The sequence below is a fragment of the Umezawaea sp. genome, assembly GCF_057122925.1.
On record NZ_DBNGPQ010000122.1, the window covers coordinates 54,098 to 73,268 of the forward strand.

Sequence of the window (19,171 nt, forward strand, 5' to 3'; positions counted from 1 at the left end):
TCCCTTGTGCGGCAGGCGATTCCGGCCGGCGTCGAATCGCGGGACGCCCCGGCGCGCCGGCGGTTCGCCGTGATCGACGGCAGCGCGTCCCCGCTCCACTCCTCGGCGCCCGACTGGGTTCCGTCACCCCCTCGAAGTCCCCACTCGGAGGAACGACTCCATGTTCAAGCGGATGCTGAGCGCCTTCGGCGTCGGCGGCCCGACCGTCGACACCGTCCTTGACTCCCCGCACGCCGTGCCCGGCCAGGTGATCACCGGCCAGGTGCGCATCCAGGGTGGCAGCTCCGACGCCACCATCGACCAGGTCGTGCTGTCGCTCGTCACCCGCGTCGAGGTCGAGAGCGGCGACCACGAGTTCGGCGGCACGGCCGAGTTCCTCCGCGTCGTCGTCGCGCACGGCGTGCGGGTCACCGCGGGCCAGCCGCTGGCGGTGCCGTTCCAGCTCCCCGTCCCGTGGGAGACGCCCATCACCACCGTCGGCGGGGCGAACCTGCACGGCATGACCGTCGGCGTCCGCACGGAACTCGTCATCTCCGGGGCTCCCGACAAGGGCGACCTCGACCCGATCGCGGTCTCGCCGCTGCCGTCGCAGGACCGCGTGCTCGACGCCTTCGGAGCGCTGGGCTTCCAGTTCCGCAGCGCCGACGTCGAAGCGGGGCGCATCCACGGCGTCCACCAGGACCTGGGTTTCTACCAGGAGATCGAGTTCTTCCCGCCCTCGCGGTTCGCCGGGCGGATCAACCAGGTCGAGCTGACCTTCGTCGCCAACCCGCACGAGCTGGTCGTCGTCCTCGAAGCCGACCGGCGCGGGGGGATGTTCAGCTCCGGCGGCGACTCGTTCGGCCGCTTCGCGCTGTCGCACCAGGACGCCATGGGCGTCGACTGGGCCTCCGAGATCGACGGGTGGCTGGCCCAGGTCGCCGAGCGCGGCGGCCACTCCGCCTTCGGCGGCCAGCCGGGCTACGGGCAGCAGCACGGGTACCAGCAGCACGGGTACGGCCACGACGAGCACCACCGCCGCGGTCCCGGCATGGGTGCCGTCGTCGGTGGCGTGGCCGCCGGTGTCGTGGGCGGCATGGTCCTGGGCGAGGTCGTCGACGAGGTCGGCGACGCGTTCGAGGACGAGGGGGAGGACTTCGCGGGCGAGGAGTGATCCCGCTCGAACCGGGGGCCCGGCGGGCGAGGAGCCTGCCGGGCCCCCGGTCGTCCACCGGTGCGGGGGTCGCGCCGTCGTGGTGCCGCAGTCGGGGGCCCGGTCAGGTCAGGGGGAGGTCGGGCGGTATCTGGAGCGCGATGGTGACGAGCGAGTGCACGCGACCGGCGATGGCGGCCAGCAGGCCGTGCGTCTCGGGGTCGGCGGCGCTGATCGCCGCCTGGAGGACGTCGAGGTCCGCGGTGATCCGCGTCAGCAGGTCGGCCACGTCGGCGGGCTGGGAGCCGAGCGCGCGCGAGATCTCCTCCAGGCTCACGCCCTGCGTCTCCAGGCGCTGGATCACGCCGATGCGGTCGGCGTCGGCGGGGGAGTAGAGCCGGTAGTTCGACGCGGTGCGCTTCGCGGGGGCGAGCAGGCCGAGGCCGGTGTAGTAGTCGATGGTGCGGATGCTGACACCGGAGCGGGCCGCGAGTTCGCCGATCTTGAGCAGGGCTTCGCTCATCCCCGTGCTCCTCTCGGGTCGTCGGTGATCCACCTGAACCATACAGTGCCGCGTGCTAGTGTTGACTGCATGCCTTCCACCGCTGACCCCGAGGGGTGCAGTAGTCAGCCGGGCCACGCCCGGCTGAACAGCCTGTTCGACCCCGGTGCCGCTGTCCTGCCTGGTCTACCGGGTGGGGACGCGGCATGTTGATTCTCTGGGGCCTGGTCGCGATCGTGCTGCTCACCGCGGCGACCGGGTACTTCGTGGCCCAGGAGTTCGCCTACATGGCGGTGGACCGGGGCCGCCTGCGGCAGATGGCCGAGGAGGGCGACAAGCCCGCGGAGCGCGCGTACCGGGTGACCCAGCGCCTGTCGTTCATGCTCTCCGGCGCCCAGTTCGGCATCACGGTCACCGCGCTGCTGGTCGGCTTCGTCGCCGAACCCCTGCTCGGCTCCGGCCTGGCGGACGTGCTCGGCTTCACCGGCCTGTCGGAGGCCACGAGGCTGTCGCTGTCCGTGGCCGTCGCGCTGGTGTTCGCCACCGTGGTGCAGATGGTGCTGGGCGAACTCGTGCCCAAGAACCTCGCCATCGCCAAGCCCGAGGCGCTGGCCAGGGCCCTCAGCTCGTCGACCCTGCTCTACCTCGTGGTCGCCGGACCGGTCATCCGGTTCTTCGACGCCGCCGCGAACAAGCTGCTGCGCTCCGTCGGCATCGAGCCGGTGGAGGAGCTGCCGCAGGGCGCGACGCCCGAGGACCTGCACCAGATCATCGACGAGGCGGGTGCCCAGGGCCACCTCGACCCCGAGCTGTCCCGGCTGCTCGACCGCGGCCTCGACTTCCGCGAGCTGGTGGCCGAGCAGGCCATGACGCCGAGGGTGTCGGTGCACACCGTCAAGGCGGACGAGCCCGTGTCGCGGATCGTGGAGCTGCTCGACACCGGGCACTCCCGCTTCCCCGTCGTGGGGGAGGACCTCGACGACGTGGTCGGCCTGGTCGGCCTCGCCGAGGTCCTGACCGTCGACCCCGAGAAGCGCGCCGACACGCCGATCGGGCGGATCGCCTCGCCCGCCGTGCTCGTGCCCTCGACGCTGCCGCTGCCCGCCGTGCTGGAGCGGCTGCGCGCCGAGCACCGCCAGACCGCCTGCGTGGTCGACGAGTTCGGCGGGTTCGCGGGCGTCGTGTCGCTGGAGGACCTGGCGGAGGAACTCGTCGGGGAGATCCACGACGAGGACGACCTGATCGCCGACGTGGTCGAACAGCGGCCCGACGGCTCGTGGACGGTGCCCGGCAGGCTCCGCATCGACGAGATCGAGGACGCGACCGGCGTCTCGCTGCCGACCGACAACGGCTACGACACGGTGTCCGGCCTCGTGCTGAGCGAACTCGGCCGCACCGCCCGCGTGGGCGACGAGATCGAGGTCGCCGTGCCCGTGCCGTCGCTCGACGACGAACCGCCGTCGTGGCGGCACGTGCTGGTGCGGGTCGCGGCGGTCGCCAGGAACGTGCCCAGCACGGTCGTGCTGCGCGACCGGCCCGCGCCGCCCGACCCACCGGACGACGAGGAGGAACGGGGAACCGTGCCCGAGGATGACGAGGTGCTGGGCCGATGAGCATCGGGTTGTCGCTCGCCGTGTCGTTCGCCCTGCTGGTGGGCAACGCCTTCTTCGTCGCCGCGGAGTTCGCGCTGATCTCCGCGAAGCGCCACCGGCTGGAGCAGTCGGCCGCCGAGGGCAGCCGGGCCGCCCGCGCGGCCGTCGCGGGCGTGCGGGAGCTGTCGCTCATGCTCGCGGGCGCGCAGCTCGGCATCACGCTGTGCACCCTGGGGCTCGGCGCGCTGGCCGAGCCCGCCGTGGCGACGCTGCTCGACCCGCTGTTCCTGCTGACCGGGCTGCCCCCGGTGGTGGCGCACGGGATCGCGTTCGCGCTCAGCCTCGTGCTGGTGGTGTTCCTGCACATGGTCGTCGGGGAGATGGCGCCGAAGTCGTGGGCGATCTCGCACCCCGAGCGCTCGGCGCTGCTGCTGGCGCTGCCGTTCCGCGGGTTCGCCCGAGGGGTGCGCTGGCTGCTGTCCGCGCTCAACGGCACGTCCAACGCGCTGCTGCGGCTGCTCAAGGTGCAGCCGCAGGACGAACTGGCCCAGGCGCACCGGCCGAACGACCTGCTGATGCTGCTGCGCCAGTCCGGTGAGCACGGCACGATCCCCGAGGGCCAGCAGCGCCTGCTCACCAGGATGCTGCACCTCCAGAACACCACCCTGGCCGAGGTGATGATCCCGAGGGACAGGACCGTGACCGTGACCGAGGGCACCACCGCCCACGAGGTCGAGCGGCTCAGCCGCGACACCGGTCGGTCGCGGTTCCCGGTGCTGGACCCCGACGGCGCGTTCGTCGGCCTGCTGCACATCCGCGAGGTCGTGCGCGCCACGGCCACCGGCGCCGACCCGGCGGCGGGCACGATGATGACCACACCGCTGACGCTGCCCGCCGACCTGCCCGTCGCCCGCGCGGTCACCGCGATGCGCGGCGCGAGGTCGCAGCTGGCGCTGGTCGCCGACGGCGAGCGGACCGTGGTGGGCATCGCCGCGCTGGAGGACCTCCTCGAACAGCTCATCGGGGAGTTCGACGACGAGACCGACCGCGAGCGCGGCACCGCGGGCTGACCTCGACCGCGGTGTCCGGTGTGGACCGTGCACACCGGACACCGCGGGTTCCGTCCCCCGTGGTGGCGCATCCCCTGGGGTGTGACTCCCCCGGTTCCGGGGGGCCAGCACAATGGCTCCCATGACCAGCAGTGCGACGGAGGCGGTCGGGACGCCGGTCCGCCGGGTACCGGGGCGCGACCGCGACGTGGCGCGGTCCCTGACGCGCCAGTCGGTCCTGGTGGCGGCCGTGTGCCTGCTCACCGACGCGGTGAGCTTCCTGACCAGGGGACCCGAGAGCGTGGGGGCGTTCGAGGCGCTGCTCCTGGTCGTGATCGTCGTCGCGGACGCCGCCCTGGCCTCGTCGCCCCGGTACTCGGGCTGGGTCGCGCTCGCGCAGGGCGCCCTGGTCCCGGTGCTGGCGGTCGTCCTGCCGGGCCGCAGCGCGACCACCGCCGGGCTGCTGGTGTCCGCCTACCGGTCGGGCGCCTGGCTGCGGAACCTGCCCGCCGGGCTCTCGCTGATCGCACTGGGCACCGGCGTGCTGGTGTCGCTGTGGATCAGCGGGTCGAGGGACCCCCTGGCCGTGCTGACCCTGGTGACCGCCAACTCCGTGCTGCCGTGGCTGGTCGGCCGCTACACCACCGCGCGCAAGGCCCACGTCGACGAGCTGCGCCGCCAGCGGGAGGACGCGCTGCGCGACGCGCGCGCCGAGGTGGCCAGGGCGGTGGCCAGGGAGCGCGAGGCCATCGCCAACGACCTGCACGACGTCATCTCCCACCACGTCAGCGCGATCGGCGTCCACGCCGCCGCGGCCAGGCTGAACCTGGACGACCGGGACTCCGCGGCCTCGGGCGCGGGTCCGGTGACCACGTCGCTCACGGCGGTGGAGGCGTCCAGCCGGGCGGCGATGGTGGACCTGCGCAGGCTGCTCGACCTGCTGCACGAGGGCGACGACTCCGCGCAGCCCGGCCTCGGCAAGCTCCAGGAGCTGTTCGACGGCGTCCGGAACTCCGGTCTCCGGGTGGCCTTCGCCGTCTACGACGACCCGCGCCCGGTGCCGAGCGCCGTCGACACCGCGCTGTACCGGGTGGCGCAGGAGATGATGACCAACGCGCTGCGGCACGGCGACGGGACGGCGGTGCGGGTGGAACTGGAGTACGGCCGCGACCACGTGGTGCTCACCGCCCGCAACCGGGTCGCCTCCGAGGCGGTGCTCGCGGAGCGCGGTTCCCTGGTGGGGCAACGGGGTTCGGCTCGCGGGCTGGAGGGGATCGGGAAGCGCGCGGAGAGCCTCGGCGGTTCCGCGACCTCCGGCCTCGTCGAGGACGGGCAGTTCTGGGAGACCAGCGTGACGATGCCGATCGGAAGCGGAACATGACCCTGCGCATCGTGATCGCCGACGACCACGCGATGTTCCGCTCCGGCCTGCGGGCCGTGCTGGACGCCCAGCCGGACATGAGCTGCGTCGCGGACGTCGGCGACGGCTACAGCGCCGTCGAGGCGACCCGGAACCTGCGGCCCGACCTGGTGATCCTCGACGTGCGGATGCCCAAGCTCGACGGGCTCGCGGCGGCCCGCGAACTCATGTCGTCGGGGTTCCGCGACCTCAAGGTCGTGCTGCTCACCACGTTCGACGCCGACGACTACGTGCACGAGGCGCTGGCGTCGGGCGTGAGCGGCTTCGTGCTGAAGAGCCTGCCGCCCGAGGAACTGGTGACCGCGATCCGCGTCGCCGCGCGGGGCGACACCTACATCGACCCGTCGATCACCCGCCGCCTCGCCCCCCGGCTGGCCGACGTGCTGACGCCCACCGCCGGGCCCAGGAGCACGGCACCGGGGGTGGACCGGCTCACCGCGCGCGAGCACGAGGTGTTCCTGCTGATGGCGGCCGGCCTGTCCAACGCCGAGATCTGCGACCAGCTCTACGTCGGCGGTCAGACCGTCAAGACCCACGTGTCGCGCGTGCTGGCGAAGCTCGGGCTGCGGGACCGCGTGCACGCCGTGCGCTTCGCCCACCACCACGGCCTGATCGGGCAGGACGACACCTCCGGCCTGTGACGGACCCGGAACCGTCGGTGCTGTCCGGCAGCGTCGTCCTGGGAGTGGACGCAGGAGGCCGTCGCGGGTGGTTCGGACGGGGGTCCGCGTTCGGCGACCGCCGAGGAGCGGGCGAACGCCAGGCGGGCGGTGTCGCCGCGCGCGGCGCTGGTGGACCTGCCGCACGTCCTGGAGGGCGGGGTGCCCGGCGCGGCGGCCCACCAGGCGGCCGCGCGGCTGCTGCCCGCCGGGGCACCGGGCCCAGGGCGGCGCACCCGGCAGGCGCGCGGTGGGACCCGTCCACCGGCACCTGGTCGGTGGACGACGCGGCGGCGGTGCGCGCCCTGGAGCCCCGCGACGGGCGCGGCCCGCCACCCGCGGAGGTGGTGGACGCGTTCCTGTCCGTGCACGCCGAGCGCGCCGCGCGTCCGCTGGTCGAGGAGCTGCACGCCCGCGCCGGCACGCGGAACGGCGGTACCGCCCGCAGTTCGAGCCGCCTGCGGCGCGTGCGGCCGACGCGACCGGGCGCATCCCCGCCGCCGGCCGCACGGTCCTGGGCTCCGGGGCGGCGGGCCCAGGGGAAGGGCTCGGCGCGACGGGCCGGTCGTTCGGCGGGGACCCGGTCCAGGTCGCTGTTGCCAGTGTTTGGCAGTAAGCTTCGTCACATCGGGAGCCGAGCGGCGGAGGACGAACGTGGTGGACCAGGTGGTCGCGGAGCGGTGGGTCGAGCGGTGGGACCGCCAGCAGGAGCGCTACGTCGCCGACCGCGAGGAGCGGTTCCGGGTGATCGGCGACGTCGTCGAGCACGTGTGCGCCGCCGTGGAGGCACCGGTGGTCGTGGACCTCGGGTGCGGGCCCGGTTCGCTGTCGACGCGGCTGCACGCCCGCGTGCCCGCCGCGAGGGTCGTCGGGGTCGACGCGGACCCGTTCCTGCTGGCCCTGGCCCGCGCGGGTCGGACGCCGGTCGAGTACGTGCGGGCGGAACTCGGTGAGCCCGGCTGGGTGGAGGCCCTCGGTGTCGGGTCCGGGTGGGACGCGGCGGTGTCGACCACGGCGCTGCACTGGATCGCGGCCGAACGCCTGGAGGGCGTCTACCGCGACCTCGCCGCGGCGATCCGGCCCGGCGGTGTGCTGGTCAACGGCGACCACCTCCACGACGAGCGGCCCGCGCTGCGGGAGCTGGCCGAGGTCGTCCGCCACCGGCGGGCCGAGCGCGCGGGGGTCGTCGAGAACGAGGAGTGGTCGGCCTGGTGGGACGCCGTCCGCGCCGATCCCGAGCTGAGCGGTGCGTTCACCGGCGAGCGACCCCGAGCCGAGAACGACGGCCGCGGCAACGGGCTGAGCGCGCGCTGGCACGTGGAGGCGCTGCGGCGGGCCGGGTTCGCCGAGGTGGGCGTGGTGTGGCAGTCCGGTGACGACCACGTGGTGGTCGCGGTGCGCTGACGGGAGGTTGAACGTCCGGTCCGGCCGTTCCGTAGTCCTCGTCGTGAGGCTGCTGCGGAACGACGACGCCGAGATCACCCGGTTGGCGCTGGAGGCCCGTTCCGGGGACCGGTCGGCGACCGAGCGGTTCGTGCGCGCGACCCAGGCCGACGTCTGGCGCTTCGTCGCGCACCTGGCGGGCGACGCTCAACTCGCCGACGACCTGGCGCAGGAGACGTTCCTGCGCGCGCTGCCGAGCCTCGCGCGCTTCCAGGCCAGGTCGTCGGCCAGGACGTGGCTGCTGTCGATCGCGCGGCGGGTGGTGGCCGACCACCTCCGGTCGGTGAAGGTCCGGCCCAGGGTGGACGGCCACGACGACTGGCGGACCGCGGCCGAACTGGCGCAGCCGGACGCGGGACCGGGCTTCGCCGACCGCGTCGCGCTGCACGACGCCGTGTCCTCGCTCGACCCCGACCGCGGGGCGGCGTTCGTGCTCACCCAGGCGCTCGGCCTGTCCTACGCCGAGGCCGCGGAGGTGTGCGACTGCCCGGTGGGGACGATCCGGTCGCGCGTGGCCAGGGCCCGCGAGGACCTGGTGGCGCTGCTGCGCGACGACGACCGGTCGGGCCGGGAGCGGTCGGCGGGCTGACGCCGCGGGGCACCCCGCCGACCGCCGGTGAGGCGACGACACACCGACCGCGACACACCGAGGCGCTCCGGCGCCGAGACGGCCTGACGACGTGACGGTTCGGCGGGGCGGCGACGCGGCAGAGCCGTCAGGCGGCGTGCTTGCCGCTCACCGGGCGCAGGTGTCGCCACCGGGGACTTCCGCCGTGCACCCGCCGCGCCGGGCCGTCCTGCGCGCCCCCGTCGTCGACGGGGAGGGGTGTGCCGTCCGGGCCGGTCGCGCGGGCGCCGTCCTCCGGGGTGCGGCCCGTGCGGTGCACGACCAGCAGCACCACCAGGCCCAGCACCAGGAACGCGTGCGAGGTGATCCGCGACAGCGGCGCGGTGCCCGTGACCAGGTCGTGCGCGGAGAAGGGCGTGAGCACCGCGACGAACCCGGCCATCACCGGGAGCAGCCCGGTGCTCGCGCTGGGGCGCAGGGCGGTCCACAGCATCCCCAGGCCGAGGGCGAGGTTCCACGCGGTGCTCTCGTTGAACAGGTGCGTCGACCCCGCCCCGTGGCCTGCGTGGGCGTCCCCGGCGTTCACCCCGAAGACCTGGGCCAACCCGAGCGTCAGCTGGGCGACGGCCACGCCCGCCAGCACGGCGCGCGGGTACCAGCCGCGGGTCGGCCGCGCGGCGGGCGGCACGGGCGGTGCGGCGGCCAGCACCTGCGCGGCGAGGTCCGGGACGTCGACCGCCGGGCGCAGGCGCAGACCGCGCGTCAGCGCCGCCGCGTCCTGCTGCCACCGCCTGCACGCGGCGCAGGACTCCAGGTGCGCGTCGGTCACCCCGGCGGGCACGGGTTCGGCCTCGCCGTCCGATCGCGCCGACAGGGCTTCTCGGCAGATGTCGCAGTCCACGTGGAGATTGTCGCTCCAAGCGGAGCAGAAGTTCCCTCCCGGCTCTGGGTTAACCTCATCGACCGTGTCCACTACACGCGACGACGACGCGGTGACGGCCAGTGCGCTGGCCGCCGGAGCAGGCGATCGGGCGGCGCTCGAACGGTTCGTCCGCACCACCCAGCGCGACGTGTGGAGACTCGTGGCGCACCTCGCGAGCGTCCGGGAGGCCGACGACCTGACGCAGGAGGTCTACCTCCGCGCCCTGCGCAGCCTCCCCGGTTTCGAGGGCAGGTCGTCCGCCCGCACCTGGCTGCTGTCGATCGCCCGCCGCACGGTGGTCGACCACGTGCGGGCCGCGGTGGCCAGGCCGTCGATCGCGTGGGCCGCCGACTACGTGAAGGTGTCCGACGCCCGCGTCCGGGAGCGGAACCGCACCGGGTTCGAGGACGTCGTCGACCTGAACGTGCTGCTCGACGGCCTCACGCCCGAGCGCCGCGAGGCCCTCGTGCTGACCCAGGTGTTCGGCCTGTCCTACGTCGAGGTGGCGGAGGTCTGCGGCTGTCCGATCGGGACGGTCCGCTCCCGCGTCGCGCGGGCCCGCGACGACCTGCTGCGAGCGGGCGGCCAGGAGGACTCCGGGGTCGTGTGATCCCGAGGTCCACCCCGGACCGCGGACGGCGGGAACCGAACGCGGAACCGATCCGACTACTCGATCAGCGGTCCGGTGAGGACCGGACGAGACGGGAGTCGGTTCGTGGTCGGTCGAGCGCTGCGCGGTGCAGCCGTCGCTTCGGTGTTCCTGCTCTCGGCGTGCGGCGGTGGCCCGCCCTCCGCCGCACCGCCCGCCCCGGCCGGGGCGGGGTTCCCGGTGGAGCTGGAGAACTGCCGGGGAGCGAGGATCAGCTTCGACTCCGCGCCGTCGAGGATCGTGACCAGCAACGCCTCCAGCCTGGAGGTGCTGTTCTGGCTCGGCGCGCAGGAGAAGGTGCTGGGCACCGGGTTCCCGCCCGCCGCGGGCACCATGCCCGAGGAGTTCGCCGAGGCGGCGGCGAAGGTCCCCGTGCTGGGGGACCGGGTGATCGCCAAGGAGAAGCTGCTCGGCTCCGGCGCCGACCTGTACATCGACACGTTCAGCGGCATGGGCGCGATGGGTGGCGCCGCGGGCGTCGCGCCCACCGAGGAGGAGTTCGCCGCCGTCGGCGTCAAGCACCTGTTCCTCCGGTCCACGGCCTGCCCGGCGGACGCGGGCCGCGCGGTCACGGACCTGTCGGGGGTCCAGGAGGACATCAGGCGGCTGGGCGCGGTGACCGGCACCTCGGCCAGGGCCGGGGAACTCGTCGCAGGCATGGAGCGCACGACCGGCGAGGTCCGCGCCGCCCTCGCGGGCGTGCCCGAGGGCGAGCGCCCCACCTACTACTTCTTCGACGTGGGCGCGACCCCCGGCCAGCCGGTCGCGGCGTGCAACCAGCAGGTCGCCAACGCGGTGATCACCCTGGCGGGCGCGCGCAACGTCTACGGCGACTGCTCGGGCGGGTTCAAGCCGGTGGGCTGGGAGGACGTCGTCGCCCGGAACCCCGACTGGATCCAGCTCGGCGTGCGCAACCGGGGTGACGCGCGGGCCAACCAGGCCGGGTTCGACGAGGCGGTCAGGTTCCTCAAGGAGTTCCCCGCCACCGCGGGCCTCGAGGCCGTCCGCGAGGACCGGTTCCTGCGGATCCCGTCCGAGCGCACCACGATCGCGAGCGTGCGCAACGCCGACACCGTCCGGGAGATCGCGGCGACGCTGCACCCCGACCTGGTCAAGGCGGGCTGACGGGTGGTGGTGCTGCCGTCCCGCCGCGAGCGGGACCGGACCGGCGACTCCTCGGCCGCACGGGCCGGTCTCGTCTCGGCGGTGCTGGTCGTGGCCCTCGTGGTGCTCCTCAGCGTGGCCGTGTCGCTGGGCTCCAGCACGATCCCGGTCGGCGACGTGTGGGCGGCGGTGTGGCGCGGGCTGACCGGCGCCGCTCCCGTGGCCGGGACGTCGGACGTCATCGTCTGGCAGCTCCGCGTCCCGCGCGCGCTGCTGGCCGCGGTCGTCGGCGCGGGACTGGGGCTGGTCGGCACGGCGGTGCAGGCGCTGGTGCGCAACCCCCTCGCCGACCCGTACCTGCTGGGCATCTCCTCCGGCGCCTCCCTGGGCGCCGTCGCGGCCATCGTGTTCGGCGCGAGCGCGGGAGGGCTGGCGGAGCTCGGCCTGTCCGGTGCCGCGTTCGTCGGCGCGCTCCTGTCGTTCAGCCTGGTGTGGACGATGGCCCGCCGCGGCGGCGGCTTCTCCCCGCTGCGCCTGGTCCTCGCGGGCGTGGGCATCGGGCAGTTCCTGTCCGGCATCACCAGCTACCTGGTCCTCCAGACCGCCGACGAGCAGCAGACGAGGGGCGTCCTGTTCTGGCTGATGGGCAACCTCGGCGGGGCGAGGTGGGACCTGCTCGCCGTGCCCGCGCTCGCCGTGGTGCTCGTCGGCCTGCTGCTCCAGTCCCGCGCCCGCGGCCTCAACGCCCTGCTGATGGGCGACGAGACCGCGGCGGGACTGGGAATCGACGTGTCCAGGCTGCGGAGGGAGCTGTTCGTCGCCACCAGCCTGCTGACCGGCGTGCTCGTGGCCGTCTCGGGCGCGATCGGGTTCGTCGGGCTGATGGTCCCGCACGTGTGCCGCCTGGTCGTCGGCGGCGACCACCGCCGCCTGCTGCCCGTGGCCGCCCTGTTCGGGGCCGTGCTGCTGGTGGCGGTCGACGTCGTCGCCCGCACGGCCCTGGAGACGCAGGAACTGCCCGTAGGCGTGGTCACCGCGTTCATCGGCGCCCCGACCCTGCTGTACCTGCTCGACCGGAAGCTGGAGAAGTAGATGCGCCTGGACGTCGAGGACCTCCACGTCACCCTGTCCGGCCGCAGCGTGGTGTCGGGCGTCCACCTGTTCGCCGCCGACGGCGAGGTCGTCGGGCTCGTGGGGCCCAACGGCAGCGGCAAGTCCACCGTGCTGCGCACCGTCTACCGGCACCTGCGCCCGACCTCGGGACGGGTGCTGCTCGACGACGCCGACGTGCTGGGGCTGACCGCGCGGCAGGCCGCCCGGCACGTCGCCGCCCTGCCCCAGGAGCGCGGCACGGACTTCGAGCTGTCCGTCCGGGAGGTCGTCGCGATGGGCCGCACGCCCTACAAGCGCGCGTTCGCGGGCGACGACCCGGAGGACCGGCGGATCATCACCACCGCCCTGGAGCAGGTCGGCATGGCCGCCGACGCCGGGCGCGGGTTCTCCACGCTGTCCGGCGGCGAGCGCCAGCGGGTGCTGCTGGCGCGCGCGTTCACCCAGCAGCCCGACGTCCTGGTGCTCGACGAGCCCACCAACCACCTCGACGTGCGGCACCAGGTCGAACTGCTGTCCCTGCTGCGCGAGCACCGCCGCACCACGTTCGTCGCCCTGCACGACCTCAACGCCGCGGCCTCGGTCTGCGACCGGCTGCACGTCCTGCACGACGGCGCGGTCGTGGCCTCCGGGACGCCGCGCGAGGTGCTGACCGGTGACCTCATGGCCTCGGTGTTCGGCGTGCGGGCGGCGGTGGTGGACCACCCGCTCACCGGTGACCCGCTGATCGCCTTCGACCACCGCACCCCGGCGAGCGCGGTCGCGGCGCGGCCCACCTGATCCCACCGGGGCCGGGACCGCCCCGACGATCTCGAAGTCCGCGGGAACCGAACGGCTCCCGCGGACGACTACTGCGTCAGGTCCCCACTCCCCGCACGAGGTGTCGCATGTCTGCTCCCGCCGTTGAGGCCGAAAGAACCGACGAGACGTCCGGCCCGCCCCGGCTCGCGGTGGCGCCGCTGCTGCGTCGGCTGCACTTCTACGCGGGGGTGCTGGTCGGTCCGTTCCTCGTGATCGCCGCCGCCTCCGGGATGCTGTTCGCGCTCGCGCCGCAGGTCGACGACGTCCTCTACGGCGACGTCCTGGTGGCGTCCCCGGTCGGGGGCGCCCCGCGTCCGCTCGCCGAGCAGGTGGAGGCGGCGCGGGCCGCCGTGCCGGACGGGACGGTGACCGGCGTGCTGGTCGCGGACGACCCGGAGGCCACGACGCGGGTGGTGCTCGCGGAGCCCGGCCTGCCCGAGGAGTACAGCACGACCGTCTACGTCAACCCCTACACCGCCCGGTCGCAGGGGCAGCTGACCACCTGGTTCGGCTCCACGCCCGCCACCACCTGGCTGGACAACCTGCACAGCAACCTGAACCTCGGCGTGCCGGGCACGCTGTACTCGGAGCTGGCGGCGAGCTGGCTGTGGGTGCTGTCCCTGGTGGGGCTGGTGCTGTGGATCGGCAGGCGCCGCACCGCGCGGCGCCGCGTCCGCGCCCTGCTGGTGCCGGAATCGGGCGCGAAGGGCGTGCGGAAGACCCGGTCGTGGCACGCGAGCATCGGCGTGTGGGCACTGGTCGGCGCGCTGTTCCTGTCCGCCACCGGGTTGACCTGGTCGACCTACGCCGGCGAGAACTTCAGCGCGGCGCTCACGGCGCTCGACGCCAAGGCACCCGTGCTCGACACCGCGCTCCCCGGTGCCGCGGGCGGCACCAGCGGGTCCGGTGAGCACTCGGAGCACGGCGGCGGCCAGGAGGGCACCGCACCGGTGGACGCGGCGGCCTTCGACCGGGTGCTCGGCACCGCGCGCGGCGCGGGCCTCGACGGCCCGCTGGAACTCACCGTCCCCGCCGCCGCGGGCACCGCGTGGACGGCGGCGCAGACCGACAACACCTGGCCGGTCCGGCTGGACAAGGTCGCGGTCGACGCCGACGGCTCCGCGGTGACCGCCCGCTCCGACTGGGCCGACCGCCCGTTCCTGGCGAAGCTGTCGTCGCTCGGCATCCAGGCGCACATGGGCGTGCTGTTCGGCGCGGCCAACCAGGCCGTGCTGTTCCTGCTGGCCGCGGCGATCCTCACGGTGGTCGTCCTCGGCTACCGGATGTGGTGGCAGCGCCGACCCACCCGCGCCGACCGCCGGGCACCGCTCGGCACCGCGCCGAAGCGGGGGACGTGGCAGCGGCTCCCGCTGTGGTTCGTCGTCCCCGCGCCGCTGGTGCTGATCCTGGTCGGCTGGGCGATCCCGTTGCTGGGCCTCAGCCTGGTCGCGTTCCTGGTCCTCGACGGGGTGATCGGGTTCGTCCGCTCCCGTCGGCGGGCCGGGGTCGGCTGACCACTCCGGACGACACCCCGGTCGATCGTCCGGCGATCGACCGGGGCGATCGGGTGTCGTCGGCGTCCGGGCGCAGAAATGCGGAACCCCTCGCGCGCAACGGGTGCAGACTGCCTTCCAGTCAAGCGGAAGGCGCCCTGCCGCCCACGACGGTCACGTGCGCGGAGGTCGCGGATGTCCACACCCACCTCGTCGAACCGCGCCACGAGGTCACGGTTCCGGCTCGTCGCGGTCCTCGCCGCCGTCGTGCTGGTGGGGGCCGTCGTCGTGGTGGTCCTGCGGTCCATCCCGGACCACCGCACCACGTTCCTGGTCGACTCGTCCTCCGCGGAGGGCGATCTGGCACCGGTCGCCGGCGCGGTCGGGTCGGCCGCGCGCAACGCGGGTGACGACGACGCCCTCGCCCTGCGCGCGTTCGGCGGCGCCTGCGGCGATCCGGCGAACACCTGGCTACCCGTCGGCACCGCCACCGGCAACGGGCGCGAGATCGGCGAGGCGGCGGGCAAGCTCAGACCGGTCGGCGACGCGACGCTGTTCAGCGGGATCCTCGCCGCCGTCGACGACTTCTCCGGCTGGTACCCGTTCCCCGGTCGGCTGGGCAACCGGGTGGTCGTCGTCTCGACCCACGGTTCCGACGCCTGCGCCGAGGACCAGGCCGCCGGGTTGAAGGCGGTCGAGGACCGGGTCGCCGCGTCCGGGACGCACCTGGACGTCCGGCTCGTCGGCTACCGCGTTCCCGCCGACCAGCGCGAGCCGCTGGCGAAGCTGGCGGTCGCCACCGGGTCGGCCGAGCCGGAGTTCGTGGAGACGGCGGAGGACCTCGGTGGGACGCTGACGCGGTTGGCGGTGCCGGTGTCGTCGGACGCGGCCAAGGTCGGCGTCCCCGAGCCCACCACGTCCACCTCGTCCGTTCCACCGCCACCACCGTTCCGGCCGTTCGCCTACGCGACCGCGACCGGCGTCCGGCTGCGCACCGGTCCCGAGGCCGAGTCGGTGGTGCTGGACCAGGTCTCGGAGAACTCCCCCGGAGTGGGGGAGCCGGTGTGGTCGGCGGACGGGAAGCGGCTGGCCTGGCTCCGCCTCAGCGGGGACGCGGGGCGGACCGTCGTGCTCCACGACGTCGAGACCGGCACCCGGCACACCTGGACCTGCGTGGGCTGCGGTGTCGCGTTCGCCGGGTCCCGCCTGATCGGGACCGAGGCGTCGGGCACCGGCTGGGTGCTCTACCCGGACACCGGCGGCCCGCCGACGCCCGTGGAGATCCCCGGCCTTCCCCCGCGACCCCGGGGTGCCTTGGAGGGGTTCGTGACCAGCTCCCTCGTCACCAGCCGCAGCGGGCGGGGCTACGCCGTGCACGCGGTGGACAACGGGGGCGCAGCGGGTTCCACCGACACCGCCTACCGCGTGCACGAGGACCTGACGGCCACGCGGGCGTTCCAGGTGGACGGTGATCCCCGGCCGTCCCCGCTGGCGGTGAACGAGGACGGGACGCGGTTCGCCTGCGTCACGGACGGGCTCACGCTGGTCGACACGGCGAAGGGGACCGTCGTCACGGGCGAGGACCTCGACTGGCGGGCGACCACGAACCCTGGGGCCGTCGCGGGTCTGCGGTTCCTGCCGGACGGCGACGCCGTCGCCGTGACGCTCGTCGCCCCTCCGGCTCCGCCCGTGCAGCCGGGGTCGTGGTGGAACGCCGTGCGGCCCGCCGCTGTCACCGGCCACCGGTTCACCAACGGCGCCTGGACCAGGTCCGCGCAGGCGGAACCCCTGGTCGAGGACGTCGGTGGAGGCTGGCGGGCCACCCTGACCTTCTCGGGGATCGCCGGGTTCAGCGGCGCGGGCGAGCTGACGCTGACCGAGGAGGGGCGGTCGATCGTGGTCGAGCCGAACGCCGTCGCGATCCTCCCCGCCCCCTGACCGACGGGAGACACCCCGTGGTGGAACCGGAGAGCCCTCGCTCCGAGGCGCACAACACCCTGTCGGCCGAGCACGTGACCACGTCCCTCCAGGTGGGCACCGTGCACGGCGCCGTGGTGGGGACGATCAACTGGTTCGGTGTGCAGGTGCCGCGGTCGGTGGCCAGGGCCGTGATCACCCTGGTCGTGGTCGCGCTGGTGGGCGCCGGGACGTTCGCCGTGGTGACCTGGGTGGTCCCGCTGTTCGCGCCGACGTACAAGACGGAGTTCCTCCTGGACCTCGCCGGGTCGGACACCCCGGACGGGCTCGCGGACAGCACGGCGTCGCTGGCGAAGGCGCTGGGCAACTCCGGTGACCAGGACGCGATGGCGCTCCGCGGGTTCGGCGGGGAGTGCGGCGCGGAGGACAACACGACCCGGCTCGTCGGGTTCGGCGAGGACAACCGGGCGGAGATCGGCGAGGCGGTGCGCGGCCTGTCGGCCTCGGGGAGCGCCACGCTCGTGCGCGGCATCGTGGAGGCGACCGCCGACTTCTCGGACCCGCTGTCGCTGGACGCGACGCAGGTGAACCGGATCATCGTCGTCACCCGGCACGGCGTCGACGCCTGCGACGACGACGCGCGGTTCGTGGAGCGGGAGGTGCGCGACCGGGTGGCCGCCGCCGGGCTCGCGATCGAGTTCCGGTTCGTCGGCTACCAGCTCCCCGCCGAGCACCGCGACCGGCTGACCGCGCTCGCGACGGCCGCGAACGCCCCGCCGCCGCTGCTGGCCGAGAAGCCCGCCGACCTGGACGCGGCACTGGACTGGGTCGCCAACGTCGAACCCGGCCGCCGTTCCGCGCAGCGGGTGGTCGACCTGCTCAACCCGGCCGTCGCGAAGGTCAACGACGCCGCCCAGGCCATCGTGGACGGACGTCTCGACGTGGCGGGCCGCACCCTCGACGGGGTCGAGCCCGTGACGGCCGAGGCGGAGTTCGAGGAGTTGCGCAGCCGGGCCACGACGTCCGCCGCGGTCGACCTGCACGCACGGGCCGTCGACCTCCGCGACCGCCAGGGACGGGTCGTCGCCGCGGCGGTGGAGCTGCTGGCCGCGGCGCGGTCGGGTGCCGCGCTCGACGAGCGGCTCCGGACGTTCAGGGAGGTGGCCGACGACTACAACGCGCAGGTCGACGTGGTGAACGAGGCGTTGGCCGCGCTGCGCCCGCCGGGAGGGTGACCGTCACGGGCGTGCGGGGGAGCGGTGCGCGCCGTCGTCCCGTCCCGCCCGAACGCCGGGCCGTCGGATGACGGCCCGGCTGTTCGCGCGCCGGGTCAGAAACCCTGGTTGCAACTCGGCACGGTGGGGTTGATGTCGAGGGCTGAGATCCGGACGAAGCCCGCGAACGTGTTGCGCGGCACGAAGACGAGCAACGAGTTGGGTTGGTTCGGCGGGAGGTGGCAGAAGGCCCTGAGCTGTTCGCCGACCCGGAGGTCGCCGCCGAAGTTCACGCAGCCGTCCCCGGAGCAGGACCACAGGTTGGTCCGGATCTTCGTCCGCGCGAAGGAACCGGAGAGGGCGCCGCACCGCTCGCGGTTCTCGGTGTCGCCGGTGAAGTTCGCGGCGGGGACGTAGCCGCCGCGACCGAAGGTGGGGTTGGTGTAGGTGAGGTTGAAGCCGCCGTCGGGGTGGGAGCAGTACGTGTCGACGGGCTGGCGGGCGGGCACGGACTGCGCGTCCTTGGCGCAGACCGAGTTGTCGCAGGCCTGGGTGATCGACGCGGCGTCCAACGTCTGCCTCGACTTCGTCGCCGACGCCGTGCCGTTCACGAACACCATTCCCGTCAGCGCGAGCAGGAAGGCCGTGCTGAGCAGCCCGGCGCGCCTGAGCGATTGACGCATGTCTCTCCTCTTCGAGAAGGGTGGCTGTGTTGCCGGGGCAAGCATCGACGGCCGCGTTCATCGAATCGGCATCGTCGCGTTCATCGCGCCGGGCGTTCCAGGACAACGGCGAAGCGGTAACGGCATCCTGTTACCGTCGCCACCATGAAGAGAGACCTGACGCGCGAGCGGATCATCGGAGCCGCCTCCGACCTGCTGGCCGAAGGGGGCCGCGAGGCGCTGTCGACGCGCGCGGTGTGCACCGCGTCCGGGGTGCAGTCGCCCACCCTCTACCGGATCTTCGGCGACAAGCAGGGGCTGCTGGACGCGGTCGCGAGCCACGGGTTCGAGGTCTACCTGCGGAGCAAGACCTCCCTCGTCGAGACAGACGACCCCGTGGAGGACCTGCGGCACGGCTGGGACCTGCACGTGGACTTCGGCGTGCGCAACCCCGCGCTCTACTCGCTGATCTACGGCGACGCCCGGCCCGGCGTCGAGTCTCCCGCCGCGCGGCAGGCGTCCGCCGTGCTCGCCGGGAAGATCAGGCGCGTCGCCGAGGCGGGTCGGCTGCGGGTCACCGAGGAGCGCGCCGCCCACCTGGTGCACGCGGCCGGGTGCGGCATGACGTTCACCCTCATCTCGCTCCCCGAGGCCGAGCGCGACCCGGCGCTGTCGCTGCTCGCCCGCGAGTCGACGATCGCCGCGGTCACCACCGAGGGCGTCGCCCCCGACCGGTCCGGCGTCGACCCGGTCACCACGGCCGTCGCGCTGCGCGCCGTCGTGCCCACCCTGACCGCGCTGAGCGCTCCCGAGCGCGTCCTGCTGGAGGAGTGGCTGAACAGGATCGCCTCCTCCTAGCTGTTTGCATCGATAGCATTTGGACGTTGCCGTCGTTACGTTATCTTTGGTAGCTTTCGAGCGTTGCCATCGATAA

General features: G+C 74.0%; 18 protein-coding genes. 15 read left to right on the plus strand and 3 right to left on the minus strand.

Annotated features, from left to right (window positions below; all coding sequences use genetic code 11):
* Positions 1 to 160 precede the first annotated feature (160 nt).
* Positions 161 to 1,153: a sporulation protein gene (locus AC156L_RS27405; RefSeq protein ID WP_330875263.1), complete on the plus strand. Its 993-nt coding sequence runs from the start codon at positions 161 to 163 to the stop codon at positions 1,151 to 1,153.
* Positions 1,154 to 1,256: 103 nt separating this feature from the next.
* Here AC156L_RS27405 and AC156L_RS27410 read toward each other — a convergent pair whose 3' ends face one another.
* On the minus strand, positions 1,257 to 1,655 hold the full coding sequence (locus tag AC156L_RS27410; protein ID WP_330875264.1) for a helix-turn-helix domain-containing protein: 399 nt from the start codon (positions 1,653 to 1,655) through the stop codon (positions 1,257 to 1,259).
* Positions 1,656 to 1,840: 185 nt separating this feature from the next.
* Here AC156L_RS27410 and AC156L_RS27415 point away from each other — a divergent pair, with 185 nt between their 5' ends.
* From AC156L_RS27415 to AC156L_RS27440, 6 genes are all read left to right on the plus strand, one after another.
* Positions 1,841 to 3,247 (plus strand): hemolysin family protein, encoded by a 1,407-nt coding sequence (locus AC156L_RS27415; protein WP_330875265.1) that lies wholly within the window; start codon positions 1,841 to 1,843, stop codon positions 3,245 to 3,247.
* The gene (locus tag AC156L_RS27420; protein ID WP_330875266.1) at positions 3,244 to 4,296 is read left to right on the plus strand and encodes a hemolysin family protein; all 1,053 of its coding nucleotides are present in this window, start codon (positions 3,244 to 3,246) and stop codon (positions 4,294 to 4,296) included. The genes AC156L_RS27415 and AC156L_RS27420 overlap by 4 nt, the downstream gene beginning before the upstream one ends.
* A 121-nt stretch (positions 4,297 to 4,417) precedes the next feature.
* Positions 4,418 to 5,656, plus strand: coding sequence for a sensor histidine kinase (locus tag AC156L_RS27425; protein WP_330875267.1), 1,239 nt, complete (start codon positions 4,418 to 4,420; stop codon positions 5,654 to 5,656).
* Positions 5,653 to 6,336 (plus strand): response regulator transcription factor, encoded by a 684-nt coding sequence (locus tag AC156L_RS27430; RefSeq protein WP_330875268.1) that lies wholly within the window; start codon positions 5,653 to 5,655, stop codon positions 6,334 to 6,336. Before AC156L_RS27425 ends, AC156L_RS27430 begins: the two co-directional genes overlap by 4 nt.
* A gap of 675 nt (positions 6,337 to 7,011) precedes the next feature.
* Positions 7,012 to 7,758 (plus strand): class I SAM-dependent methyltransferase, encoded by a 747-nt coding sequence (locus tag AC156L_RS27435; protein ID WP_330875269.1) that lies wholly within the window; start codon positions 7,012 to 7,014, stop codon positions 7,756 to 7,758.
* A gap of 49 nt (positions 7,759 to 7,807) precedes the next feature.
* Positions 7,808 to 8,386, plus strand: a complete 579-nt coding sequence (locus AC156L_RS27440) for a sigma-70 family RNA polymerase sigma factor (protein WP_330875312.1) — start codon at positions 7,808 to 7,810, stop codon at positions 8,384 to 8,386.
* Between the two features lie 127 nt (positions 8,387 to 8,513).
* Here AC156L_RS27440 and AC156L_RS27445 read toward each other — a convergent pair whose 3' ends face one another.
* Positions 8,514 to 9,266: a zf-HC2 domain-containing protein gene (locus tag AC156L_RS27445; RefSeq protein ID WP_330875270.1), complete on the minus strand. Its 753-nt coding sequence runs from the start codon at positions 9,264 to 9,266 to the stop codon at positions 8,514 to 8,516.
* A 64-nt stretch (positions 9,267 to 9,330) separates the two neighbouring features.
* Between AC156L_RS27445 and AC156L_RS27450 the strand changes: the two genes are divergently transcribed.
* The 7 genes from AC156L_RS27450 to AC156L_RS27480 all read left to right on the plus strand — a co-directional run bounded on the left by AC156L_RS27450 (position 9,331) and on the right by AC156L_RS27480 (position 17,596).
* Entirely contained in the window at positions 9,331 to 9,897 is a 567-nt protein-coding gene (locus AC156L_RS27450) for a sigma-70 family RNA polymerase sigma factor (protein WP_330875271.1), read from the plus strand.
* 105 nt (positions 9,898 to 10,002) lie between these two features.
* A complete protein-coding gene (locus AC156L_RS27455) occupies positions 10,003 to 11,061 on the plus strand; it encodes an ABC transporter substrate-binding protein (protein WP_484407378.1) in 1,059 nt (352 codons plus the stop codon).
* A 3-nt stretch (positions 11,062 to 11,064) separates the two neighbouring features.
* Complete coding sequence (locus AC156L_RS27460) at positions 11,065 to 12,132, plus strand: FecCD family ABC transporter permease (RefSeq protein WP_330875273.1); 1,068 nt, start codon at positions 11,065 to 11,067, stop codon at positions 12,130 to 12,132.
* The gene (locus tag AC156L_RS27465) at positions 12,133 to 12,930 is read left to right on the plus strand and encodes an ABC transporter ATP-binding protein (protein ID WP_330875274.1); all 798 of its coding nucleotides are present in this window, start codon (positions 12,133 to 12,135) and stop codon (positions 12,928 to 12,930) included. It abuts the gene before it with no gap.
* Positions 12,931 to 13,037: 107 nt separating this feature from the next.
* Positions 13,038 to 14,465 (plus strand): PepSY-associated TM helix domain-containing protein, encoded by a 1,428-nt coding sequence (locus tag AC156L_RS27470; RefSeq protein WP_330875275.1) that lies wholly within the window; start codon positions 13,038 to 13,040, stop codon positions 14,463 to 14,465.
* A gap of 174 nt (positions 14,466 to 14,639) precedes the next feature.
* Positions 14,640 to 16,382 carry a vWA domain-containing protein gene (locus AC156L_RS27475; protein ID WP_330875276.1) on the plus strand — a complete coding sequence of 581 codons (1,743 nt, stop codon included), beginning with the start codon at positions 14,640 to 14,642 and terminating at the stop codon, positions 16,380 to 16,382.
* Between the two features lie 17 nt (positions 16,383 to 16,399).
* A complete protein-coding gene (locus tag AC156L_RS27480) occupies positions 16,400 to 17,596 on the plus strand; it encodes a VWA domain-containing protein (RefSeq protein WP_330875277.1) in 1,197 nt (398 codons plus the stop codon).
* A 95-nt stretch (positions 17,597 to 17,691) separates the two neighbouring features.
* Here the strand turns inward: AC156L_RS27480 and AC156L_RS27485 are convergent, their stop codons facing one another.
* The gene (locus AC156L_RS27485) at positions 17,692 to 18,258 is read right to left on the minus strand and encodes a hypothetical protein (protein ID WP_330875278.1); all 567 of its coding nucleotides are present in this window, start codon (positions 18,256 to 18,258) and stop codon (positions 17,692 to 17,694) included.
* 144 nt (positions 18,259 to 18,402) lie between these two features.
* Between AC156L_RS27485 and AC156L_RS27490 the strand changes: the two genes are divergently transcribed.
* Positions 18,403 to 19,095, plus strand: coding sequence for a TetR/AcrR family transcriptional regulator (locus AC156L_RS27490; RefSeq protein ID WP_330875279.1), 693 nt, complete (start codon positions 18,403 to 18,405; stop codon positions 19,093 to 19,095).
* The last annotated feature ends 76 nt before the right edge of the window (positions 19,096 to 19,171 follow it).